This window comes from Actinoplanes hulinensis, from assembly GCF_019429605.1.
Taxonomy (GTDB): Bacteria; Actinomycetota; Actinomycetes; order Mycobacteriales; family Micromonosporaceae; genus Actinoplanes; species Actinoplanes campanulatus.
Genome location: NZ_JAHXZI010000002.1, coordinates 62659 through 85732, shown reverse-complemented (window position 1 = coordinate 85732; position 23074 = coordinate 62659). Strand labels below are relative to the sequence as shown.

The window sequence follows — 23074 nt, the reverse complement described above, 5'->3', positions numbered from 1 at the left end:
GAGGGATTGACGGATGGGTCAGGAGATCTTGGCGACCGAGTCCGCGACCTTGGTGCGGAGGGTCTCCGGCAGCGGGGCGTAGCCCAGGTCCGCGAGCGCCTTCTGGCCATCGCTGCTGGAGGTGTACTTCAGGAAGGCCTGGACCTCCTTGGCCTTCGCGCTGCCCTTGCTGCACGCGATCTCGTAGGTCACCAGCACGATCGGGTACGCGCCGGGGGTGGTGGTGGCGTAGTCCAGGCTGAGGGCCAGGTCGCCGTCGGTGCCCTTGATCTCGGCGTTCTCGAAGGTCTTGCCGGCGCTCTCACCGGACAGCTCGACGTACTCGCCGGCGCCGTTCTTGATCTTCGCGGTCTGGAGGCCGCTGTTCTCGGCGAACGACAGCTCGACGTACGAGATGGTGTTCGGGGTGCTCTTGACCTTGGTGGCGATGCCGTCCGACTTGGAGACGCCAGTGCCGCCCGGGGCCTTCCACGCCTTGGCGTTGCCGTAGGTCCAGTCCGCCTCGGCGGTCTTGCTCAGGTACTTGGTGAAGTTGTCGGTGGTGCCCGACTCGTCCGCCCGGTGCACCGTCTCGATCTTGGCGTCGGGCAGCTTGGCGCCGGCGTTCTCCGCGGCGATCGCCGCGTCGTTCCACTTGGTGATCTTGCCGGCGAAGATCTTCGCGATGGTGGAGGACGAGAGCTGAAGGCCGTCGGCGCCGTCGACGTTGTAGACGACCGCGATCGGGCCGATCACCATCGGGAGGTTGAGCGCCTTGCCACCGGCGCACTTGGCGTCGGCCTGCGGCTGCTCCTCCTCCTTGAGCGCCGAGTCGGAACCGGCGAAGTCGGCGGTGCCGGCGATGAAGGCCTCGATGCCCGCGCCGGAACCGGTGCCCTGGTAGTCCACCTTGGAGTCGGCGCACTTGGTCTGGTACGCCTTGATCCAGTCGTCCATGGCGTTCTTCTGAGCGGTGGAGCCCTGCGCCGTCAGGCTGCCGCCGACGCAGTCGCCCGGCGCCGCGGACGAGGTGCTGCCGGCGGGCTCGTTGTCGGAGCCGCACCCGGTGAGCGCGATCGCCGCAGTCAAAGCAATGCCGGCCACGAAACCGGACCGCTGGAGCTTCACGGGAGTCCCTTCGGGGTTATGCAGCCGGTCTCTCACCGGCTCACACCCGAAAAGCTAAGAAGGCCAGGTGACCGGATTCCTGGCCGTAAATGAACTGGGCGTGAACACGTAAGTCCCAGAAGGTAGCCATCCCCCGAGAGACAGTTGTCCGTTAAGTGAACTGCGCTCCTGCTACCCGAAATGTCGGGTATATACGGTCAGGCGTTACCTGAGCGAGACAAGCGCTTGTCCGTGCCGTTATCGGCGGTAGTTGACGTCGGTCTTGTAGACCTCGAACCCGAGACGCCGGTACAGCTTCACGGCGGCCGTGTTCGACTCGTCGACATAGAGGCTGGAGACCGTCAGACCGGCCCCGGCGAGATGCCGCAGACCCGCCACGCTCAGCGCGGCGCCCAGCCCGCGCCGGTGCCCGGACGGGTCGACACCGAGCACGTAGATCTCCCCGATCGCCGGCTCGTCACCCGAGGCCGGATGCACCTTGGTCCAGTGGAAACCGAGCACGGTGTCGGCGACATCCACCGCGAGCAGGAAGCCGGCCGGGTCGAACCACGGCTCGTCCTCCCGGGTCAGCAGATCCGGAAGGGTCCAGCGCCCCTGCTCCGGATGATGGGCGAACGCCCTCGCGTTCACCTCGAGCCAGACCTGCTCGTCGGCCCCGGGACGGAAGGACCTGACGGTCACACCCTCGGGCAGCGGGATGTCGGGCAGCGGCTCGAGCAGGGAACGGCGCATCTGCCACAGCACCCGGGCGCGCTCGAAACCGGTCCGCGCGGCGAAGGCGGCCGCGCCGGGATCGTCACCGTGCGCCCAGAACCGCAACGGGCCCGGCCCGGCGGCGGTCAGCAACTCGGTGCCGACGCCGGCCCGGCGGAACTCGGGATGGACGATCAGCTCGCCGGAGGCGTCCTCCACGAAGGCGTAGCCGGCCAGCCGGTCACCGGCGTAGGCCAGCAGGTGCCGCCCGTGCGCGGAGACGCCGCCGCGGACCCGCAGCACGACGTCCTCGGAGAGCGGGTAGACGCCGTCCAGATACCCGGCGGCAGCGGCCAGGGCCAGCACGTCGTCCACCTCGGACGACGACAGCCGGTCCGTGGCACGGACCGGCTGTCGCGACGTCATGGAGGAACTCTGGATCAGACCGGGAGCGAGACGGGCTCGTTGTCCGGCAGCTGGCGGCCGGACGGCGGGACCACGAACTTGTAACCCACCTGGCGGACGGTGCCGATCATCGACTCGTACTCCGAGCCGAGCTTGGCACGCAGGCGCCGGACGTGGACGTCGACCGTCCGGGTGCCGCCGAAGTAGTCGTAGCCCCACACCTCGCGCAGCAGCTGGTCGCGGGTGAAGACCCGGCCCGGGTGCTGGGCGAGGAACTTGAGCAGCTCGAACTCCTTGTAGGTCAGGTCGAGCGGCCGGCCCTTGAGCTTCGCGGCGTAGGTGTCCGGGTCGATGTTGAGCTCGCCGGCCCGGATCGAGCCGCCGGCGCCGGCGGTCGCGTTGTTGAGACGGCCGACCGACAGGCGCAGCCGCGCCTCGACCTCGGCCGGTCCGGCGCTGGCGAGGATGACGTCGTCGACGCCCCAGTCCGCGTTCAGCGCGATCAGCCCGGCCTCGGTGACGACCGCGATCAGCGGGACACCGATTCCGGTGGCGTGCAGCATCCGGCAGGTGGCACGCGCCTCCGAGAGCTCGGAGCGGGCGTCCACCAGGACGGCGTCGGGGCTCGGCCCCGACACCAGGGTCCGTACGTCGCGGGGAGCAGTGCGAACCGAGTGGGGCAGAAGGTCCAGAGCCGGCAGTACGGCAGAAGGCTCACCGGCACGTGCCGTGACAAGCAGAAGGATCTCCACACTCACCTCCGTCCTCGCGGCACAGGCCGCTCGGGTGACCCGGTCTGCGCAGCACTGGAGGCTTCGCCACCGGAGTTTGGGGCCCGGCGTCACCGACGGGTGGGTTGCGGTTACCTTAACCGATACATCAGGCTGAACACCCGGGTCGTACTCGCAAGTGATGTAGAGAACGCGATGAAGGTGGCCGAACGGCTGATCCTTAACCGGCTTTTTACCCGAGGATTGCCACGCCCGGCGATTGGGTCCGCGGACCCGGGTCTGGCACGATCGCAGTCGTGTTTCCCTCCATGCCGAACGACGACCCCTGGGACGCCGAGGCCTCTCAGCAGGTCGCCCGGATGAATCCAGGCCGCCCCAAGGCCGGGTTCTACGGCGCCGTCCCCGAAGAGGAGGGGGGCGACCGTCCCGACTCCGCGGATCACGAGGACGACGAGTTCGAAGAGATCCCGATAGCCACGGTCCGGCCGAGACTGTCGGCCGCGATCGGTGGCTTCGCCGCGCTGCTCGCCATCGCGCTGGTCATCGGGGCGCACGCGACCGGCCCGGGTTCGCGCGTGTCGTACGCGATCGTGCTCTTCGGGGTGCAGTTGCTCGGCCTGCTCGCCTGGACCATGGCCCTGCACCCGCCGGCGGCGGGCGCCACCGCCGCGATCGTCGCGGTGACCGCGCTGGCCACCGACTACCTGGCGGTCACCGGCGAGGACGCGCTGCTCCCGCTGATCTGGGTGACGCTCGGCGGTTTCGCGGTGACGCTGGTGGCGCAGATGATCCGGGCCGAGGACCGGCAACGGGCCAGGGACTCATGGCGGACCACGCTGATCATCGTCAGCGGCGCGACGGCGTACTCGATCATGATCCTGTTGGTCCGTGAGCCGCTCGGCGCCCAGGCCATCCTGGTCTGCTGCACCGGCGCCGGGGTGGCGCTGCTGACCGCCCGGCTGACCGACGCGGTCTTCCCGAAGCCGCGGATCGCGCTCCAGGTGCCGCGCGGCGCGACCGGCATCGTGCTCGGCGCGATGCTCGGCACGCTGGCCGCCTCCCTGCTCGGCAGTTACCTGGTGCTGCCGTTCACCCCGGCCAAGGGCGCGGTGCTGGGCCTGGTCGCCGCGGTGGCCGCCCACCTGATCGACCTGGCCGTCAACTTCGGCGAGGCGGGGCGCCGGCTGGCCGGGGAGGCGCCCACCTTCTGGCTGGCACGGCACATGCAGGGGCCGCTCGGCGGGTTCGCGCTCACCGCGTTCGCGGCGTACTCGCTGGTCCATCTCTACCTCACCTGACACACCGGTTTCGGTGAACCCTCGACCCGGGCATGTACGTTCCCCAGGGTGATGAGCCGGGAGGAACAGTGACCGAGGTGCACGTATCAGGACGCCCACGCCGTCGCCGTCGTGGTCGTGCCCTGATGATCGTCGTCCTGACGCTGCTGGTGCTCCTGTTCCTCGGTGTCGTGGTGATCGACCGGATCGGCTCGTCGTACGCCGAGGGCGTCCTCGCCGAGAAGGTGTCCCAGCAGGTCGCCGACCAGGGCGCCACCAGCGGCACCCCGGAGGTCGAGATCGCCGGCGTCCCGTTCCTGACCCAGGTCCTGGCCGGGAAGTACCAGGAGATCCGGATCTCGCTGCCGGACTTCTCGGCCCCGACCGGCACCGACGTGACGGTGCGGATGGACTCGCTGGACATCCGGGCCACCGATGTCAGCGCGCCGCTCAGCGCCCTGCGTGACGGCACCGGCGACGTGCGGGCCGAGACGGTCACCGGCACCGGCACGATCGACTACGACGTGATCGCCGAAGCGACCGGTCAGCCGGGCCTGACCCTGGCCGAGAAGGACGGCAGGGTCGTCGGCACCGCCGAGCTGAAGATCTCCGGCCTCCAGACCGTCGAACTGGCCGGCACCGCCGACCTGAGCGTCGCCAAGGGCAGGGTTCAGGTGCGTTTCTCCGATGTGACGGCCAAGGACGTGGCGCCCAACCCGTTCGTCCAGGGCCAGATCGATTCGTACGTGAAGCGGATGACGTTCACCGTCGACGTCCCGGATCTGCCGATGAACCTCCAGGTCCAGGAGCTGACCCCGCTGCCCGGGGGACTGCGGGTCACGTTCGGCGCCAGCGACGTGGCGCTCGCCGGGGCGGGCGCCTGACCGGCCGCGTCTTCCCGGATGGTGGTCGGTGCTGTTCCGCTGGCTGAGCCCGCTGGTAGGGTCGTTTCCCATGAGCCTGTTGCTCACGAAAAGGCGCGCGGTCGACCTGTGCCGCGTGGCCGCGTGCCTGTGTCGCCCCGTTCACTGACGGGGCCACTCGGTGCTGAGCACCTTTTCTGATAGCCCAGGGCATTTCTAGCCCGGCAGTGGCGCCGTCGCACAAGCAGCCCGTGATCCCAACCACCCATGGGTCCGCGCGGAGTGCGACTGAACAGGACACTTCCGTGCGCTGACTCACCCATCACCCACCATCAGGGAGTGAACCGATGAGTCGCGACACCGCACTCGTCTCGGCCGACTGGGCCGAGGAGAACCTGGAGACCCCGGGTCTCGTCTTCGTCGAGGTCGACGAGGACACCACCGCCTACGACGGCGGCCACATCCCCGGCGCGATCAAGATCGACTGGAAGAAGGACCTCCAGGACCCGGTCCGGCGGGACTTCGTCAACCAGGAGCAGTTCGCCGCTCTGCTCTCCGAGCGCGGCATCTCCAACGACGACACCGTGATCCTGTACGGCGGCAACAACAACTGGTTCGCGGCGTACGCGTACTGGTACTTCAAGCTGTACGGCCACGAGCAGGTCAGGCTGATCGACGGCGGCCGCAAGAAGTGGGAGCTGGACGCCCGCGCCTACACCAAGGACGTGCCGGTCCGCGAGAAGACCAGCTACGTCGCCAAGGCGCCGAACCTGGAGATCCGCGCGTTCCGTGACGAGGTGGTCCAGGCCATCGGCGTGAAGAACCTGGTCGACGTGCGCAGCCCTGACGAGTTCGCGGGCCGCCTGCTCGCCCCGGCGCACCTGCCGCAGGAGCAGTCCCAGCGGGCCGGCCACATCCCGACCGCGCTCAGCGTGCCGTGGAGCAAGGCCGCGAACGAGGACGGCACCTTCAAGTCCGACGAGGATCTCGCCAAGATCTACGGTGAGGCCGGTCTGGACGGCAGCAAGGACACCATCGCGTACTGCCGCATCGGCGAGCGCTCCTCGCACACGTGGTTCGTGCTCAAGGAGCTGCTCGGTCACGAGAACGTGAAGAACTACGACGGTTCCTGGACCGAGTACGGCTCCCTCATCGGTGTGCCGATCGCCCTCGGCGACGAACCCGGAAAGGCCTGATCATCATGACTGTGCCCACCACCGCGAACACCGCGGGGAACATCGCCGCCGGTTGCGCCGCCCCCGACCAGTCCGCGCCCCTCCCCAGCAGCGTGGACCTGGCCAAGGAGACGGTCATCACCGGCATCGTCCGCAACGCCGACAGCGAGGCCGTCGGCGGCGCGTACGTGCGCCTGCTCGACTCCTCCGGCGAGTTCACCGCCGAGGTGGTCTCCTCGCCCGAGGGCGTGTTCCGGTTCTTCGCCGCGCCCGGCTCCTGGACCGTGAAGGCGCTCAGCCGGCACGGCAACGGCGAGCTGGCGGTCGACGCCGCCCTCGGCGTCAACGAGATCGCTCTGAACGTGGCCACCGCCTGACCCACGCTCTGTTGAAAGGGCGGGACCCCTCGGGGTCCCGCCCTTCTCTCATGTCCCGCCGGTGGTGACCACCTCGGCGTGCGGTGGGATCTCCGGCCGCCGCCGGGACAGCCGCCGGATGCCGGTGTTGAGCACCGCGATCAGCGGCACCGCCACCAGCGCCCCGATGATCCCGGCCAGCACCACACCGCAGGCGATCCCGATGATCACCCCGAGCGGGTGCACCGACACCGCCCGGCCCATGATCAGCGGCTGGAGGACGTGCCCCTCGATCTGCTGGACCAGGATCACCGCGGCCAGCGTGATCAGGGCGACCACCCAGCCCTCGTCGACCAGCGCCACCAGGACGGCGACCACACCGGACACGCTGGCGCCGACGATCGGGATGAACGCGCCCAGGAAGACCAGCGCGGCCAGTGGGAAGGCGAACTCCACCTCCAGCACCACCAGCGCCAGGCCGATGCCGACCGCGTCGATGAAGGCGACCAGCACGGTGGCCCGCACGTACGACCCCAGGGTCGCCCAGGAGGCGTCGCCCGCGTCGGCCAGCGACCAGCGTGCGTTCACCGGGAAGAGCCGGACGATGAACCGCCAGATCGACCGCCCGTCCCGCAGGAAGAAGAACGTCGCGAAGAGGACCAGCAGCAGGCCGGTGACCAGCTCCGCGATGGTCGCCACGGTGGCGATGCCGGTCGAGGTCAGCGACGTGGTGTTCGAGTTGATCCACTCCTGACCGGCGTCGATACCCTGATCCACCTGCGCGTCGGAGAGGTGCAGCGGCCCGGTCCGCGCCCACTGCTGGATCTGCCGGACACCGGCGCTCGCGTTCTCGGTCAGTTTCGGCACCCCGGCGATGAACTGGTTCACCACCAGGGTCAGCGTGCCGACGACCGCGGCTATCCCGGTGACCATCACCAGGAACGTCGCCAACGACCGGGGCAGGCGCAGCCGCAGCAGCCAGCCCACCGCCGGGCCGAACAGCGCCGACAGCAGCAGCGCGATGGCCAGCGGGATCATCACGATGCTGACCATGCCGATCAGCTTGAGCAGCGCCCAGCCGATCACGCCCACCACGATCAGGCGCCAGCTCCAGGACGCCGCGATGCGCAGCGGCTGCGGCACGTCCGCGTCGTCCCTGCTGGCCGTCGAGTGGTGCGTGAACTCGGGCACGGGTGGTGGTGGGATGAACTCCTCGTACCGGTCGGACTCCTCCTCGGCACGGTCGGTCCGGCCCTGACGCACCGATTCGCGGCCGGAGTCGTAGGCCTTCCTCAGGTTGTCCCGGACCCGTCGGAAGCGGTTCAACCGCCATACCTCCTCGACTCTCGAATGCGCGGTAATCACGCTAGTACCCAGTGGCTCGGAACGCCTTACCCCGCGACGATGGGAATCCGTGGCGGCGTACCGTCTGCAATCGTGAGTGCCGACACCGCCCGTACCGAGACCGGATTGCCGATCCGGATGCTGCACGACCGCGTCCTCGTCCGTCAGGACGGTGGGGAGGGCGAGCGGCGGTCCACCGCCGGCATCGTCATCCCGGCCACCGCCTCGATGGGCCGGCGCCTGTCCTGGGCGACCGCGGTCGGCGTCGGGCCCAACGTCCGGTCGATCGTGGTGGGCGACCGCGTCCTCTTCGACCCGGACGACCGCTCCGAGGTCGAACTGCACGGCAAGGGGTACGTGCTGCTCCGCGAACGGGACGTGCACGCGGTCGCGGCCGACCGGGTCGAGCCGGACGGCACCGGCCTCTACCTCTGAGGTGGCATCGGGGCGAACATCGGCGGAGGCGGGCTCGCGTAGTAGCCAAGCCGCACCGGCACCGGCATGACCGGCTCCGGCGGCGGGGCCACGGTCCGCACCACCCCGTCCGGGAAGGCGATCCGGTAATACCGCCCGTCCCACCAGGACGGCGGCGTCTGCGGGTCGCGCCCGGCGAAGACCGAACGGTACCCGGTGATCGCGGTCAGCAGCTCCCGCTCCTCCTCGGTGGCGTGGTTCAGCTCGTACGGAGTCCGCGGCAGCCCACGCCGCAGCCCGTCGCGCAGCAGCGCCAGCCGGGTCGCCGCGAACTGGAAGTCCCGCATCGCGCGGCGCCCCATCGGGCCGGCGACCCGGGTCGCCCACTCCCGGGCGGCGTGCCGGCGGCCGAGCGTGCCGAGGGCGGCCACCTCGGACGGGGCGAACCAGCCGGCGGCGGCGTAGTCGTACAGCACCCGCTCGGCGAGGCGGCCCTCCCAGCTGCGCAGCGCGATGGCGAAGCCGACCACCAGGAAGAAGAACGGCACCATGAAGCCGAGGTAGCCGTACAGCATGATCATGGTCTCGCCGGTGGCGCCGGCCAGGGTCGGCAGCAGGTTGAAGATGCCGTGCAGGATCATCGCGAGCAGCAGGCCGGCCACCGGGGCGAGCCGCCGGACGGTCCGGTCGCCGGAGCGCGCCGCGATGCCCAGCCCGATCCCGGCCATCGAGGTGAACAGCGGGTGGGCGAAGCCGGTGAACAGGACCCGGACGATGAAGATCAGGAACACGTTCTGCAGGCCGGTGGCCGGACCGTACTCGTCGGCGCCCGCCGCGTAGCCGTGCCCGCCCAGGTACAGCACGTTCTCCACCATGGCGAAGCCGAGCGCGGAGAGGCCGCAGTAGACGATGCCGTCGGTGATGCCGGACCACTCGCCGCGGCGGCGCCAGAACAGCAGCAGCGGGCCCAGCACCTTCGTCGACTCCTCGATGAGCGGGGCCACCAGCACCGCGACCAGCGCGTCCGGCAGGCCCACCCGGTCGAAGAGCCAGGCGGCGCCGCTGTTCACCCCGAGGGACACCGCGGTCGCCACGGCGGCGCCCCAGGCGAAGCAGTAGATCAGGTATTTCGCGGGCTCCGGCTCGTACCTGTCCAGCCAGACGAAACTGCTGGCCAGCAGCGGGACCGGGAGGATCGCCGCGGTCAGGCCGACGGCCAGGCCGGTGATGCCGATGTTGTAACCGAGGAAGACCAGCATGAAGACGGCCCCGGCGGCGATCAGCGCGATCACCAGGGTGACCGGCAGCCAGCGCCGCCACCCGGCGGTGCGCCCGGGAACCGGCGCCTTCGCCGCCTCGGTCACCTCGGGATAGGGAGGGACAGCCTCGGTCGTCTCGGGGGCGGGATCGTCGGCCATGCCCGCAAGCCTAGTCATCGACCGGTACGACGGCGTGCTCCGTGGGGCCGCCCCCGCCAGCCGATGGCGGCCCGCACCTGACGGGTCGCCTCCGCGTACTCGACGCCGGTGGCCCGCAGCAGGTCGGCCACCGCGGTCCGGATCTGCGCCACCACCACGCCCCCGGAGTAGCCGACCCCCTCCTGGTAGGCGTGGCCCGACTCGGCGACCGCCCGCAGCGCCCGTTCCCGGGCCGCGACCGGCTCGACGCCCCGATCCCACTCCTGCCGGAGCAGCTCCACGGCGTCGCCCAGGTGCCGGACCGACACGGGCAGCAGCGCCGGGACCGGCTCCTGGTCGTTGAGCGCGGTGTGTGCCCGGCGCAGCAGCACCCGGACGTTGCGCAGCGAGTAGGTGAGCTGGGGGGCGCCCTCGACGTACTGGGCCAGGGCGCCGCGGGCCCGCCACCGGGCCGGCGCGAACGCCACGTTCTCCCCGGCCGCCTCGATCGCCGACTGGAACGCCGCGAAGGGGCCCTCGGCCGCCCGCAGCCGCTCCAGAGCCGCCTGGAGCACGTCCGGATCGGCGGCGGCCAGCCCGCGGGCCGCGTCGTGCAGGCCGTCGGTGAAGGCCCGCAGCGCCGGGTCGGCGGCCCGGCGCACCACGGTCAGCGGGTTCAGCGGCAGCAGCACGGTCATCACCACGAGCGCCACCGCACCGCCGACCAGAGCGTCCAGGAAGCGGGTCCAGGGCTGTCCGTTGCTCGAGGTGAGGGTGGCGACCAGCACCGCCGAGGAGGCGGACTGCACGATCAGCGCGGCGCCGCCGCCGACCGCGGTCGCCAACAGCACGGCGAGCAGCACGATCAGGCCGATCTGCACCGGGCCGTTGCCGATCAGCAGGATGATGCCGTCGCCCAGGCCGATGCCGACCGCCACCCCGATGACCAGTTCCGCCGTCCGCCGCAGGCGCTGGCCCACCGACGAGCCGAGCGCGATCACCGCGGCGATCGGCGCGAAGAACGGTATCGGGCGGCCGGACAGGTCGTGAGCCACATACCACGCCAGTCCGGCGGCGAGACCGGCCTGCATCGCGAGCATCAGCCCGGCCCTGCCCCGGACGAGGAACACCGGGACCCGCTTCTTGCCGATCATGACAACAACCTACGTGTCAGGATGCCTGAGTGACCTCTCTGCCTGAAGCTTTCCGGGCCGCGGCCCGTGGCGCCGGCGCCACCGCGAGCGACGCGGACCTGGACTCCGCCGCGAGCTACCTGGTCGGCCGCTGGACCGAGCCGCAGCGCCACTATCACGACGTGACCCATCTCGCCGCGGTGCTCGAGGTGGTCGACCGCTTCGCCCACCTGGCGCCCCACCCCGACCGGGTACGCCTGGCCGCCTGGCTGCACGACGCGGTGTACGACCCGCGTGCTCTGGGTGACGCCAACGAGCGGGACAGCGCCGAGTTCGCCGAGGGTCTGCTGACCAGCCTGGGCGCCCCGGCCGAGGTGGCCGTCGAGGTGGCCCGCCTGGTGAGCCTGACCGCCGGGCACGCGACCGGGGAGAACGATCCGGACGGCGAGCTGCTCTGCGACGCCGACCTGTCGATCCTGGCCGCCGACACCGAGCGGTACGTCCGCTACACCAGCGCGATCCGCCGCGAGTACGCCCACGTCCCCGACGACGCCTTCCGGGGCGGCCGCTCGCGGGTCCTCACCGAGCTGCTGAACCTGCCGTCCATCTACCGCCACGCCGAGATCCGCGAACAGTGGGAGGACCGGGCCCGGGCAAATCTCAAGGCTGAGCTGGAAGAACTCGCCTGACCACATGCTTCGGGCGGCGCAGGCCGGCCGCCCTGAGACGGGCGGCCAGCTCACGCGAGGGCAGCAGGGTGGCGCCCAGCCAGAGCGCGCTGTGGAACCGGAACTCCGGGATGTCGTAGTGGTCCCGGTCGAAGGCCCGCCGCGGCGTGCCGAGCATCTCGGCGAAGACGTGCAGCTCGTCATAGGAGACGTCGCTGACCAGGTGCGACCAGAGACGGCCGCGACCCGGCCAGAGCGGCTCGTCGACGAGGATCAAAGGTCGATCTCGAGCAGCGGCTCCCACCGGTCGGCGGTCAGCCCGCGGACGTCCGGCGCACCCATCCGGGCGGCGTCGGCGGTCTCGTCGTCCGGCTTGGTCTGCGACTGCCGCTCGGCGGTGACCCGGGCCAGGTAGTGCTCGATCTCCTTCTGCCGGACGGTGGCGTCCCAGCCGAGCGCCTGGCCCATGATCTCGGCGGCGTGCGCGGCCGACTCGGCGCCACGGTGCGAGGTCTCGATCGAGATCCTGGTCCGCCGGGTGAGCACGTCGTCGAGGTGCAGGGCCCCCTCGGCGAGCGCCGCATACGCCACCTCGGCGGCCAGGTACTCCGGCGCCCCGGCCAGCGGCGCGGCCAGCTCGGGCTGGGCGGCCATCATCGCCAGCAGGTGAACGGTCAGGGTTCCGTACCTCTCCAGGAGATGCTCGACCACCCCGGCGGTGACGCCGTGCCGCCGGGCCGTGTCGTGCCGGTCCCGCCACGCGGCGGCGTAGCCGTCCGCGCCGAGCAGCGGCAGTTCGGCGGTCCGCGACGGCCGGGCCGGACCGCTCAGCCGGCGCACCGCCCGGTCGATGACGTCGGCCGCCATCACCCGGTACGTCGTGTACTTGCCGCCGGCCACCAGCAGCAGCCCCAGCATCGGCTCGACCACGGCGTGCTCGCGGGACAGTTTCGAGGTGGAGTCGGCCTCGCCGGAGAGCAGCGGCCGCAGACCGGCGTAGACGCCCTCGATGTCGTCGGTGGTGAGCGGCCGGTCCAGCACCGCGTTGACCTGGTCGAGCAGGTAGCGGATGTCGCGGGCGGAGGCGGCCGGGTGGGCCCGGTCGAGCTGCCAGTCGGTGTCCGTGGTGCCGATGATCCAGTGACCGCCCCAGGGCAGCACGAACAGCACCGACGTCGCGGTCCGCAGGATCAGGCCGGACTCACCGGTGATCGCCGAGCGGGGCACCACGAGGTGCACCCCCTTGGAGGCGCGGACCCGCAGCCCCGGCCGGACGCCCACGTCGTTGAGCATCTGCGACATGTCGTCGCTCCACACGCCGGTGGCGGCGACCACCGTGCGCGCCCGGACCTCGAACTCCTCCGAGCCCGGGGCCTCCAGGTCACGCACCTTCACGCCGACCACCTGGCGGGCCTCGCGCACGAAGCCGGTGACCCGGGCGCTGGTCACCACCGCGGCGCCCAGGCTGGCCGCGGTCCGCGCCAGGTTGACCACCAGCCGGGCGTCGTCGACCTGCCCGTCGTAGTAGCGGATGGCCCCGGCGATCCGGTCGGCCCGCAGGCTGGGGAACAGGTGCCGGGCGCCGTCGCGGGTGAGGTGCCGGTGCAGCGGCATGCCCCGCCCGGTGCCGAAGATCCCGGCGAACGCGTCGTAGGCGGCCACGCCGAGCCCGTAGTAGCCGCGCTGCCAGGCCCGCCGGGGCAGGCCGGCGCTGGGCAGCGGGACCAGGATCGGGACCGGGCGCACCAGGTGCGGCGCGAGCCGGGTGGCCAGCAGGCCGCGCTCGGTCAGCGCCTCGTGGACCAGGTGCAGCTCCAGCTGCTCCAGATACCGCAGGCCACCGTGGATCAGCTTGCTGGAGCGGCTGGACGTGCCGGCGGCCAGGTCCCGCGCCTCCACCAGGGCGACCTTGAGGCCACGGGAGGCGGCGTCGAGCGCGGCGCCGGCGCCGGTGGCCCCGCCACCGACCACCAGGACGTCGAACTGCTCGTCACGCAGCCGGCGCAGGTCGGCCGCGCGCCGGATCGGGGACAGACGGCCGGCCGAATAGCGGGAAACGGAGGGATCACGCATCCGTCCCAGGTTAGCCCCCACAGGCGTCGCCCAGGCGAGGGAATATCGCCGGCACACCTCCGGGGGAGGCGTCGCGCAGAAGGCCGGAAGGCGGCCCGCCGAAGCGGACCGCCTTCCGGTTGGGAACCGATGGACTCAGAAGTCCATGTCACCGCCGCCCGGGGCGCCGGCCGGAGCCGGGTTCTTCTCGGGCTTGTCGGCCACGACGGCCTCGGTGGTGAGGAACAGCGCGGCGATCGACGCGGCGTTCTGGAGCGCCGAGCGGGTCACCTTGGCCGGGTCGATGATGCCCGCGGCCAGCAGGTCCACGTACTCACCGTTCGCGGCGTTGAGGCCGTGGCCCGCCTCGAGGTTGCGCACCTTCTCCACCACGACGCCGCCCTCGAGGCCGGCGTTCACGGCGATCTGACGCAGCGGGGCGTCGAGCGCGACCTTGACGATGTTGGCACCGGTGGCCTCGTCGCCCGACAGGTCCAGCTTGTCGAAGGCGGTCTTGCCGGCCTGCACCAGCGCGACACCACCGCCGGGCACGATGCCCTCCTCGACGGCCGCCTTCGCGTTGCGAACGGCGTCCTCGATGCGGTGCTTGCGCTCCTTGAGCTCGACCTCGGTGGCCGCGCCGACCTTGATCACCGCAACGCCGCCGGCCAGCTTGGCCAGGCGCTCCTGCAGCTTCTCACGGTCGTAGTCGGAGTCCGAGCGCTCGATCTCGGCGCGGATCTGGTTGACCCGGCCCTGGATCTGCTCGGCGTTGCCGGCACCGTCGACGATGGTGGTCTCGTCCTTGGTGATGACGACCTTGCGGGCCTGGCCCAGCAGCGACAGGTCGGCGGCGTCGAGCTTGAGGCCGACCTCCTCGCTGATGACCGCGCCACCGGTGAGGATGGCGATGTCCTCGAGCATGGCCTTGCGACGGTCACCGAAGCCGGGGGCCTTGACGGCGACCGACTTGAAGGTGCCGCGGACCTTGTTGACGACCAGGGTGGCCAGGGCCTCGCCCTCGACGTCCTCGGCGATGATGACCAGCGGCTTGCCGGACTGCATGACCTTCTCGAGGACCGGGAGCAGGTCCTTGACCGCGGAGATCTTGCTGTTCGCGATGAGGATGTAGGGGTCGTCGAAGACGGCCTCCATGCGCTCGGCGTCGGTCATGAAGTACGCCGAGATGTAGCCCTTGTCGAAGCGCATGCCCTCGGTGAGCTCCAGCTCGAGACCGAAGGTGTTGCTCTCCTCGACGGTGATGACGCCTTCCTTGCCGACCTTGTCCATGGCCTCGGCGATGATCTCGCCGACCGTGGAGTCACCGGCGGAGATGGAGGCGGTGGAGGCGATCTGCTCCTTGGTCTCCACGTCCTTCGCGAGCTGCGAGAGGGCCTCGGAGACGCTGGCCACGGCGGCCTCGATGCCCCGCTTCAGGGCCATCGGGTTCGCGCCCGCGGCGACGTTGCGCAGACCCTCACGGACCAGAGCCTGGGCCAGGACGGTCGCCGTCGTCGTGCCGTCACCGGCGACGTCGTCGGTCTTCTTGGCGACCTCCTTGACCAGCTCGGCGCCGATCTTCTCGAAGGTGTCCTCGAGCTCGATCTCCTTGGCGATGGATACACCATCGTTGGTGATCGTGGGGGCGCCCCACTTCTTCTCGAGAACCACGTTGCGGCCCTTGGGGCCGAGGGTCACCTTGACCGCGTCGGCGAGCTGGTTCATACCGCGCTCGAGGCCCCGGCGAGCCTCCTCGTCGAATGCGATGATCTTGGCCATACGGCGTTGTCCTCCCGGACATCCGCGGCGCCGGGCCTCATCAGCCCCGCTCTCCGCACTTTGAGGAAGTCTGTGGACGTCACCACCTGGCGATGTGACGTCCTCAGGCCGAGCCGGATAGCCCGCGACGACCGGCTCCGTGCCCCGATGCCGATGGCGGCATCGTGACCGGAACCCCACCGTCCCGACCTGCTGGCACTCAGCATGCGCGAGTGCCAATCACTTGTTTAGCACTCCCCGATGGCGAGTGCAAGAAACCCCATCTTCCCGCGAAACCCCCGAGGGAGCCCCGGTTTCCGCTAACGATCTTGAAAGCCCAGCTCAGCGGGCTCCCCGGACCATTCGGAGCGCTCCGGAGCCGAGGTGACAAGCGCCGCAACCGCCCAGCCGACGGTGAGGACCGCCGACAGGACAGCGGACACCGACAGCCTCAGCATGATCACCGTCGACACCGACGCCTCCGTGGCGAACGAGTTCGCGGTCAGCATCGTCATGACGGAGAAGACCTCGATCAGCGCCATCATGAGGAACGAGGCCACGATCAGCGCCGTCAGGTCGCGGCCGGGCCGCACCGCCGGGAACCCGGGCACCGGCAGCAGCCATCGGGCCAGCAGGCCCACGCCGATCAGCACGACGAGGTCGCCGGCGATCGCCACCACGAGGAGCGGGTCGAAGCCGACCTCGCCGACCGCGAACTCGAGGCCCGCGTCCAGCATGTTCTTCACGGTCGAGACGAGCGCGGCGAGGATCCACAGCAGCAGCGCCCGGCCCACGGTCACCCGACGCCGGGACAGCACCGCGATCGAGATCAGGGCCACCATCTCCGGAATCTCCGCGACGATCGGCACGACCACCCAGCGGGTCAGGGCCTCGCCCGGATCGAACGACGGCATCGGGCCGAAGCCCGGGATCAGGGACAGCCACGCCCACGTGTAAGCCAGCGCCGCGGCACTGGTGAGCAGCACGGCCAGCGCGATCCCCCAGGGGCGGGCGCGCAGCAGCCGGACACCGGAAAGCCCCTCGGGCTCATCGTTCATCGTCGAATCATGGCGCAGCGCCGCCACTCGGCTTCACGACAACCCGGTTGCCGACCGGGGGCCACGGCGGTAGGGATTACCCATGGAGAACTGGGACGTACGCCGGGTCACCCCCGAGGATGCCGGGCGCATGCGGGCGCTCCGGCTGGAGATGCTGGCGGACAGTCCCCTCGCGTTCCTGGAGACCCTGGCGCAGGCGGCGGCCCGGCCGCACGAGGGCTACCGGCAGCGGATCCGGCAGTCGTCCGAGGGCTTCGAGACGGCCCAGTTCATCGCCGACCCGGGTGGGCCGCTGGTCGGGCACGCCGGCGGGATCGTGCTGCCGGACGCGCCGCACTGCACGGTGATCTTCGCGGTGTACCTGACTCCGGCGTACCGGGGCGGCAAGATCCTCGGGCAGTTGATCGAGGCGGTCGCCGACTGGTCGGCCGCGGCCGGGCGGGACGAGCTGATGCTCGAGGTGGTGTGCGGCAACGGGCGGGCCGTCCGGGCGTACGAGAAGCTGGGTTTCGCCGACACCGGGGTGCGCCTGCGGCATCCGACCATCCCGGCCCTCACCGAGCTCCAGATGCGACGGCGGGTCTGATGCCCGGGCGGGGGTGGCACGTGACGCGCACGGTCCTCACCGCCGTGAACGGGACGACCGTCATCGGTCTGCTGATCGCGCTGTCCACCGGGGCGCGGGTCCGGCGCGGCCGGCACGGCGTGCTGATCGCCGAGAACTACCGGCTCCGGGTGCCGCCCGCGACCTGCTTCACGGTCGGCTCGGTGATCATCACGAAGCGCACCGCCGAGTGGCTGCTCGCCGAGGAGCGGGCCCGGCTGCTCGCCCACGAGAGCCGGCACGCCGGCCAGTACGCCGTCCTCGGCCCGCTCTTCTGGCCCGCCTACTGGCTGGCCTGCGCCTGGTCGATCGCGCTCACCACGTCCTACGGGGTGCGCAACTGGTTCGAGCGGGACGCGGGGCTGGCCGACGGGCACTACCCGGAGGACCTGCCACTGCGGCCGTGGGCGGTGCGAAGGCGGTGGGCAGTGCGGATGTTTGGTCGGGAGGACGGACGCACAACGCCTCCGGGCACGTAGCCGTATGGGTCAGCGCTGGATCGTTGGGACCCTCGGAGATTGTCGCCAAGCTCAGGTGAGGGGCCTCGTACGGCGTCGCGTCCTCCCGCAGAGAGCATCCTGCCCATCCGGAGATCGGAGTGCAAGTCCTCGGAGGAGGTAATTCTCGACAACCGGCTGATCGCCGGTCACGCAGTGTTATCCGAGCAGGCCGGCTTCGCGGGCACCACGCAGCGACGGCTTGATCGTGTGGGTCGGTCCAACCTGGCCGGCGACCGCGTCGAGGGTCTTCAGGCCCTCGCCGGTGTTGTAGACGACCGTCTCCTTGGTGGGGTCCAGCCGACCGCTCTCCACCAGCTTCTTCAGCACGGCCACCGTGGTGCCGCCGGCGGTCTCGGCGAAGACGCCGGTGGTCTCGGCGAGCAGCCGGATGCCGGCCCGGATCTCGTCGTCGTTGGCGTAGTCCATCCAGCCACCGGTGCGGCGGACCGCCTCGATCGCGTACGGCCCGGCGGCCGGGTCACCGATGTTCAGCGACTTGGCGATGCCGGTCGGCTTCACGGGGGTGATCACGTCAGTGTCGGCGTGCAGCGCCACGGCGATCGGGTTGCAGCCCTCGGACTGGGCGCCGAAGACGGTCCACCCGTCCGCCGGGGCCTCGACCAGTCCGATCTCGACCAGCTCGGAGAACGCCTTGTCCACCTTGGTGAGCAGCTCACCGGAGGCCATCGGGATGACCACCTGGGCCGGGATGCGCCAGCCCAGCTGCTCGGCCACCTCGTAGCCCAGCGTCTTGGAGCCCTCGGCGTAGAACGGCCGCACGTTCACGTTCACGAACGCGGTGTCCTCGAACTCGTCGGTCTCCACCAGCTCGCTGCACAGCCGGTTCACGTCGTCGTAGGAGCCCTCGATGGCCACCAGCTCGCCGCCGTACACCGCGGTGGTGATGATTTTGCCCTGCTCCAGGTCGGAGGGGATGAAGACGATGCTCGGCACGCCGGCCCGGGCCGCGTGGGCGGCCACCGAGTTGGCCAGGTTGCCGGTCGAGGCGCAGGAGAACCGCTTGAAGCCCAGCTCCTTGGCGGCGGTCAGCGCCACCGAGACGACCCGGTCCTTGAACGAGTGGGTCGGGTTCTGCGAATCGTCCTTCACCCACAGCGGCGCCTTCAGCCCGAGCGCGGCGGCCAGCTGCGGGGCGGCGACCAGCGGGGTCAGGCCCGGGTCGAGCGTCACCCGGGTCGCCGGGTCCTGGCCGGCCGGGAGCAGGGCCGCGTAGCGCCAGATGTTCTGCGGGCCCGCCTCGATCTGGGCCCGGGTCACCCGCGCGAGCGCCGCCTCGTCGTAGGCGACCTCGAGCGGGCCGAAACACTCGTAACAGGCGTGCTGCGCGGCCAGCGGGTACTCGGCGCCGCAAGCGCGACAGATCAGCCCACGAGCGGGCGAGGCGGAGGTGGCTGAGGGTGCGTCGACGACAGACGTCATTAGAGTTTCCTCTCATCTTTCCCCGCGGCGACCTGCCGGAACGGGGACGGAATTAGCACCTGCCACGTCGCTGCCTCGTCATCGAGAGTCATGCGCGGTGGTTGCCGGGGCTTCGTCGGGCCGTATCCCTCTGCCCCTCTGGATGAGGTATTCAGTTGTTTCCAACACCTTACGACGAGATCCCGCCGACACCACACGGAGTTCCCGAGGTGTGAGCCACCCCCCAAGATCAGAACCTTGAGGTCGCAGCGGGGTGGTGGGTGCGGACCGCTGCTCCCGCCGAGGGCCCGGCGGGGCCCGCTGGCCGCTGGCGCGTCCAGAACGCGAGCCCCACCGCGCGACGTGCGTGAGCGGTCGCGCCCGAGAACCCCGTCTCATGAGCCGGCGGCGGGGGACGGCCTGGAGGAGCGCCTGGAGGAGCCGCCGCGGGCCACGGGACCCGGCACTTCCGTACGAGAAAAGGGGTTCAGGAAGTTATGTCTTTTCGGGTGAAGCGGTAGAAGGCGATCCCCCAGAACAGCGTGGCGTAGACGACCGCGGAGATCGCGCCCTTGGCCAGGTCCTCGGTCTGGACGGGGGTGGAGAGCAGGCCCATCCAGGCGTCCGTGTAGTGGGTGGGCAGGGCGTTGCGGATGCTGCCGAGGGCCTCGATCTGGTCCAGGATGCTGGACAGGATCCACAGGAGCACGGCGCCGCCGACCGCGCCCAGGGCGGCGTCGGTCAGCACCGAGAGCAGGAAGGCCAGGCCGGCCACCACGAGCAGGGTGGTCGCCAGATAGGCGAGGATGCCGAGCAGCCGGAGCACACCCTCGGCCGGCGGGATCTCCGCGGCGATCGTGCTGCCCAGCGGGGACCAGCCGTAGCGGAGCGTGCCGATCAGCAGCCCGGTGCCGGTGAGCAGCAGCAACGCGACGAGCGAGTAGGCGGCCGCGACGGTCAGCTTGACGCCGAGCAGCCGGGCCCGCGGGACCGGAACGGCCAGCAGATAGCGCAGGCTGCCCCAGCTCGCCTCGCTGGCCACCGTGTCGCCGAAGAACAGCGCCACCACCACGACCAGCAGGAAGCCGGCCGAGACCGCCAGGCCGAAGAGGGCGAAGTTCAGGCCGCCGGAGGTGGCCAGGTCGGCCATGCTGCTGAACGCGCCGCCGCCGTCGCCGTCCTCGTCCGGGCCGCCCCCGCCGCCGAACTCGAAGGCGGCCAGGATGATCAGCGGCAGCAGCACCATGAAGCCGAGCGCCAGCTGGGTGCGCCGGCGGGACGCCTGGCGGCGCGCCTCGGCCCAGATCGGCAGGGTGCGCGACGGCCGGTAGCCGGTAGCGGCCTCGAGCGAGCTCATCGGTCTCCACTTCCTCGCGAGTTGTCGCCGACCAGGGACAGGAACGCGTCCTCCAGGCGGCGGCGCGGCACCAGCCGCTCCACCCCGATGCCGGCGCCGACCAGCGACGCGACGATCTCCGAGCGGGCCGTCCCGTTCATGTCGACGATCAGGCCGTTCGTTCCCTCCGCCTTGACCGAGTGCACGCCCAGGTCCTCGAGGATCCGGGTGGCGGCCGGTACGTCGGAGACCTCCAGTTGCACCGACGGCGACTCGCCGACGATGTCACCGACCGGGCCGGACGCCACGATCCGGCCCTTGTTGACGACGACCGCGTGGGTGCAGGTCTGCTCCACCTCGGCGAGCAGGTGGCTGGAGACGAGCACGGCCCGGCCGTCGGTGGCGTACCGCTGGAGGACGCGGCGCATCTCGGCGATCTGCGGCGGGTCGAGCCCGTCCGTCGGCTCGTCGAGCACCAGCAGCTCGGGCAGGCCGAGCATGGCCTGTGCGATGGCGAGCCGCTGCCGCATGCCGTGGCTGTACTTGCGGGTCTTGCGGTGCACCGAGTCGCCCAGTCCGGCGATCTCCAGCGCCTCCTCGAAACGGGCGTCCTCCCACGGCCGGCCGGTGGCCTGCCAGTACGCCTTGAGGTTCTCGTACCCGCTCAGGTGCGGCAGGAAGCCGGGCCCCTCGACGAGCGCGCCCACCCGGGACAGGATCGGCGCGCCCGGGACCAGCCGGTGCCCGAAGACGAAGATCTCGCCCTCGGTCGGCTGGGTGAGGCCCATCAGCACCCGCAGCGTGGTGGTCTTGCCGGCGCCGTTCGGGCCGAGCAGGCCGACGACCTGCCCGCGCTCCACGGTGAAGCCGATCTCCTGGACCGCCACGAAGCCGTCCCCGTACGCCTTGCGCAGCCCGCGCACCACGAGCGGGGTGCCGGCGTGCTCGGCGACCACCGCCACGTCCCGCCGCCGGTGCCGGATCCGGCTCACCACGAGCAGCAGGACCAGGCCGAGCAGGATGGCCGCGACCACGCCGGCCAGGACGATCCACCACAGGCTGCCGGGATCGGCGATCGGCTTGCCGGTCAACGTCGGCAGGGTCAGCTCCGGCTCCACCGCGACGGTGTAGGTGGCGGGCTGGGCGGGAGTGAGGAACGCCTGGTCGGAGGTGGCGACGGTGACGCGTACGGTGTGGCCCGCCTCGATCTGCCGGACGATCGCCGGCAGCGTCACGGTGACCGGTCGTGCCTGGGCGATGTCGGCCGGCAGGCCGGTGAGCCGGACCGGCGCGACCAGCCCGGCGCTGAGCGTGGCCGTGCCGTTGGCGTCCATGTCGTAGAGCTTCACGAACACGACCGCCTCGCCGGTCGGCGACGCGACCCGCAGCCGGACCGTGGGCGACCCGGCCACGTCGGCGGCCGCGGTGAGCGGCTCCGAGTCGAACATCGCGTGCTGACCGGCCACGTCCAGTGCCACGTTGCCGCTGAGCAGCGAGCTGAGCCGGCCGGTGAGGCCGGGCATCGAGGAGATGGCGCCGGGGTTGCCGTTCGGCGGGTTGGCGATCGGCTGCGCCGATCCGGTGAGGGTCACCCGGGTGCTTCCGGTTCCGCCCAGTCCGGGGTACGCGTCCGCGGAGTAGCCGTTGGTGACCAGCCCGCGGTCGAGCGCGCTGAACCCGGCCACCCGCGACCAGGTGAAGTCGTCGCCGGGCGCCTCACCCTCGCCCTTGAGGTAGTGGTTGAGCCACTGCACCGTCAGGTACTTGAGCCGGTCGGAGTCGGAGGTGGGCCCCTCGCCGCCGTCGTGGCCGCCGGTGAACCAGGCCACCCGGACCGGGGTGCCGGCCACGGCGATGCCCTTCGCGTTGGCGTCCGCCTCGGAGAGCGGGAAGAGCGTGTCGACCGCGCCCTGGATCAGCAGGGTCGGCGCCTTGATCCGGTCGAGGACCGTGGCCGGGCTGGACTTCCGCAGCAGCGCCAGGGTGGTCTGGTCCGGGATGCCGCTGGTGGCCATCTGGAGGTAGGCGGCGCAGACATCCTTCGCGAACCGGCCGCACGCGGGATCCTGCGGCTGCTGCTGCGGTGGGCCGCCTCTTTCCAGCGAGGCCGTCCCGTTGCCGAAGAAGTAGCCGGCCCAGCTCTTCTTGAAGACGCCGGCCGCGCCGGTGTCAGCCGACTGCGGGACCAGTGCGGTGCCCAGGTCGTTCCAGGTGATCGACGGGACGATCGCGTCGACCCGCCCGTCCTGGCCGGCGAGCAGCAGTGCGAGGGCCCCGCCGTACGAACCGCCGACCACCGCGACCTTCGGGTCCCCGGCGCCGTCGGTGGTCACCTCGGGCCGGGTGGCCAGCCAGTCGAGCAGCCGCTGAGCGTCCTTGACCTCGTGGTCCGGGCTGTCCAGGTGGATCTCGCCGGTGCTGCGGCCGAACCCGCGGGCGGTGTAGGCCAGCACGGCGTAGCCCTGCTCGGCGAGCGCCTCGGCGTCGCTGCGGACGGTGTCCTTGGAACCGCCGAAACCGTGCGCCAGCAGGACCGCGGGCACATCGGTGTCCCGGTCGGCCGGCAGGTAGAAGCGGGCGTCCAGTTCGACGCCGTCACCGGCCAGCCGGAGATCCTCGGTCGTCCAGGCGTCCGGCGCGGGGCGGACGGCCCAGACGGCCACGGCGGCGAGCACCACGAGGGCGGCCACCGCCGGGACGACCCGGCGCCGTTTGAGCCGGGGAAGCGCGCGGCGCAACCCGGTGGTCAGGGCAGACATGGCGCACACGCTAGTAGGAGACCCC

Annotated in this window: 22 protein-coding genes and 1 riboswitch; of the genes, 9 read left to right on the top strand and 13 right to left on the bottom strand. The window is 71.0% G+C overall.

The genetic code is table 11. The annotated features are described in order from the left end of the window. Window positions 1–18: 18 nt before the first annotated feature. The 3 genes from pstS to KZ829_RS04035 form a co-directional block, all read right to left on the bottom strand. Window positions 19–1107, bottom strand: a complete 1089-nt coding sequence (gene pstS / locus KZ829_RS04045) for a phosphate ABC transporter substrate-binding protein PstS (protein WP_220142501.1) — start codon at window positions 1105–1107, stop codon at window positions 19–21. Between the two features lie 237 nt (window positions 1108–1344). Further along, entirely contained in the window at window positions 1345–2226 is an 882-nt protein-coding gene (gene mshD / locus KZ829_RS04040) for a mycothiol synthase (protein ID WP_220142500.1), read from the bottom strand. Between the two features lie 14 nt (window positions 2227–2240). Further along, window positions 2241–2957 carry a winged helix-turn-helix transcriptional regulator gene (locus tag KZ829_RS04035; RefSeq protein ID WP_106315799.1) on the bottom strand — a complete coding sequence of 239 codons (717 nt, stop codon included), beginning with the start codon at window positions 2955–2957 and terminating at the stop codon, window positions 2241–2243. Window positions 2958–3232: 275 nt separating this feature from the next. On the opposite strand from KZ829_RS04035, the gene KZ829_RS04030 reads away from it, so the two are divergent. From KZ829_RS04030 to KZ829_RS04015, 5 genes are all read left to right on the top strand, one after another. Next, the gene (locus KZ829_RS04030) at window positions 3233–4234 is read left to right on the top strand and encodes a hypothetical protein (RefSeq protein WP_308285327.1); all 1002 of its coding nucleotides are present in this window, start codon (window positions 3233–3235) and stop codon (window positions 4232–4234) included. 125 nt (window positions 4235–4359) lie between these two features. Next, complete coding sequence (locus KZ829_RS04025) at window positions 4360–5097, top strand: LmeA family phospholipid-binding protein (protein ID WP_246635058.1); 738 nt, start codon at window positions 4360–4362, stop codon at window positions 5095–5097. Between the two features lie 70 nt (window positions 5098–5167). Further along, entirely contained in the window at window positions 5168–5245 is a 78-nt protein-coding gene (locus tag KZ829_RS44795; protein WP_311733677.1) for an Ms5788A family Cys-rich leader peptide, read from the top strand. Window positions 5246–5423: 178 nt separating this feature from the next. Further along, window positions 5424–6272, top strand: a complete 849-nt coding sequence (locus KZ829_RS04020) for a sulfurtransferase (RefSeq protein ID WP_220142498.1) — start codon at window positions 5424–5426, stop codon at window positions 6270–6272. 5 nt (window positions 6273–6277) lie between these two features. Further along, window positions 6278–6628, top strand: a complete 351-nt coding sequence (locus KZ829_RS04015; protein WP_220142497.1) for a DUF1416 domain-containing protein — start codon at window positions 6278–6280, stop codon at window positions 6626–6628. Between the two features lie 48 nt (window positions 6629–6676). Here KZ829_RS04015 and KZ829_RS04010 read toward each other — a convergent pair whose 3' ends face one another. Beyond that, window positions 6677–7933: an AI-2E family transporter gene (locus tag KZ829_RS04010; protein WP_220142496.1), complete on the bottom strand. Its 1257-nt coding sequence runs from the start codon at window positions 7931–7933 to the stop codon at window positions 6677–6679. Window positions 7934–8089: 156 nt separating this feature from the next. Between KZ829_RS04010 and KZ829_RS04005 the strand changes: the two genes are divergently transcribed. Then, window positions 8090–8386: a GroES family chaperonin gene (locus tag KZ829_RS04005; RefSeq protein ID WP_220142867.1), complete on the top strand. Its 297-nt coding sequence runs from the start codon at window positions 8090–8092 to the stop codon at window positions 8384–8386. Here the strand turns inward: KZ829_RS04005 and KZ829_RS04000 are convergent. Both KZ829_RS04000 and KZ829_RS03995 read right to left on the bottom strand, forming a co-directional pair. Then, window positions 8377–9783 (bottom strand): PrsW family intramembrane metalloprotease, encoded by a 1407-nt coding sequence (locus tag KZ829_RS04000; RefSeq protein ID WP_246635057.1) that lies wholly within the window; start codon window positions 9781–9783, stop codon window positions 8377–8379. The genes KZ829_RS04005 and KZ829_RS04000 overlap by 10 nt on opposite strands. A 14-nt stretch (window positions 9784–9797) precedes the next feature. Beyond that, window positions 9798–10916 (bottom strand): FUSC family protein, encoded by a 1119-nt coding sequence (locus KZ829_RS03995; protein ID WP_220142494.1) that lies wholly within the window; start codon window positions 10914–10916, stop codon window positions 9798–9800. Window positions 10917–10945: 29 nt separating this feature from the next. On the opposite strand from KZ829_RS03995, the gene KZ829_RS03990 reads away from it, so the two are divergent. Continuing rightward, complete coding sequence (locus KZ829_RS03990) at window positions 10946–11584, top strand: HD domain-containing protein (protein ID WP_204293840.1); 639 nt, start codon at window positions 10946–10948, stop codon at window positions 11582–11584. Here the strand turns inward: KZ829_RS03990 and KZ829_RS03985 are convergent. From KZ829_RS03985 to KZ829_RS03970, 4 genes are all read right to left on the bottom strand, one after another. Then, window positions 11556–11840: a DUF4031 domain-containing protein gene (locus KZ829_RS03985; protein ID WP_220142493.1), complete on the bottom strand. Its 285-nt coding sequence runs from the start codon at window positions 11838–11840 to the stop codon at window positions 11556–11558. The two genes, KZ829_RS03990 and KZ829_RS03985, sit on opposite strands and share 29 nt — an antisense overlap. After that, complete coding sequence (locus KZ829_RS03980; RefSeq protein WP_220142492.1) at window positions 11837–13636, bottom strand: glycerol-3-phosphate dehydrogenase/oxidase; 1800 nt, start codon at window positions 13634–13636, stop codon at window positions 11837–11839. The genes KZ829_RS03985 and KZ829_RS03980 overlap by 4 nt, the downstream gene beginning before the upstream one ends. A gap of 135 nt (window positions 13637–13771) precedes the next feature. After that, window positions 13772–15394 carry a chaperonin GroEL gene (gene groL, locus KZ829_RS03975; protein ID WP_220142491.1) on the bottom strand — a complete coding sequence of 541 codons (1623 nt, stop codon included), beginning with the start codon at window positions 15392–15394 and terminating at the stop codon, window positions 13772–13774. A 299-nt stretch (window positions 15395–15693) separates the two neighbouring features. Then, window positions 15694–16431, bottom strand: a complete 738-nt coding sequence (locus tag KZ829_RS03970) for a hypothetical protein (protein ID WP_220142490.1) — start codon at window positions 16429–16431, stop codon at window positions 15694–15696. Between the two features lie 82 nt (window positions 16432–16513). Between KZ829_RS03970 and KZ829_RS03965 the strand changes: the two genes are divergently transcribed. Both KZ829_RS03965 and KZ829_RS03960 read left to right on the top strand, forming a co-directional pair. Next, a complete protein-coding gene (locus KZ829_RS03965) occupies window positions 16514–17017 on the top strand; it encodes a GNAT family N-acetyltransferase (RefSeq protein WP_220142489.1) in 504 nt (167 codons plus the stop codon). A 20-nt stretch (window positions 17018–17037) separates the two neighbouring features. Then, window positions 17038–17514 carry a hypothetical protein gene (locus KZ829_RS03960; protein ID WP_229794657.1) on the top strand — a complete coding sequence of 159 codons (477 nt, stop codon included), beginning with the start codon at window positions 17038–17040 and terminating at the stop codon, window positions 17512–17514. A gap of 177 nt (window positions 17515–17691) precedes the next feature. Here KZ829_RS03960 and thrC read toward each other — a convergent pair whose 3' ends face one another. The 3 genes from thrC to KZ829_RS03945 all read right to left on the bottom strand — a co-directional run bounded on the left by thrC (window position 17692) and on the right by KZ829_RS03945 (window position 23049). Beyond that, window positions 17692–18975, bottom strand: a complete 1284-nt coding sequence (gene thrC / locus KZ829_RS03955) for a threonine synthase (protein WP_220142488.1) — start codon at window positions 18973–18975, stop codon at window positions 17692–17694. A gap of 9 nt (window positions 18976–18984) precedes the next feature. Further along, window positions 18985–19124, bottom strand: a riboswitch (SAM riboswitch). Window positions 19125–19441: 317 nt separating this feature from the next. Then, the gene (locus KZ829_RS03950) at window positions 19442–20311 is read right to left on the bottom strand and encodes an ABC transporter permease (protein WP_220142487.1); all 870 of its coding nucleotides are present in this window, start codon (window positions 20309–20311) and stop codon (window positions 19442–19444) included. After that, window positions 20308–23049, bottom strand: coding sequence for an alpha/beta fold hydrolase (locus KZ829_RS03945; protein WP_220142486.1), 2742 nt, complete (start codon window positions 23047–23049; stop codon window positions 20308–20310). Before KZ829_RS03945 ends, KZ829_RS03950 begins: the two co-directional genes overlap by 4 nt. Window positions 23050–23074: the final 25 nt, after the last annotated feature.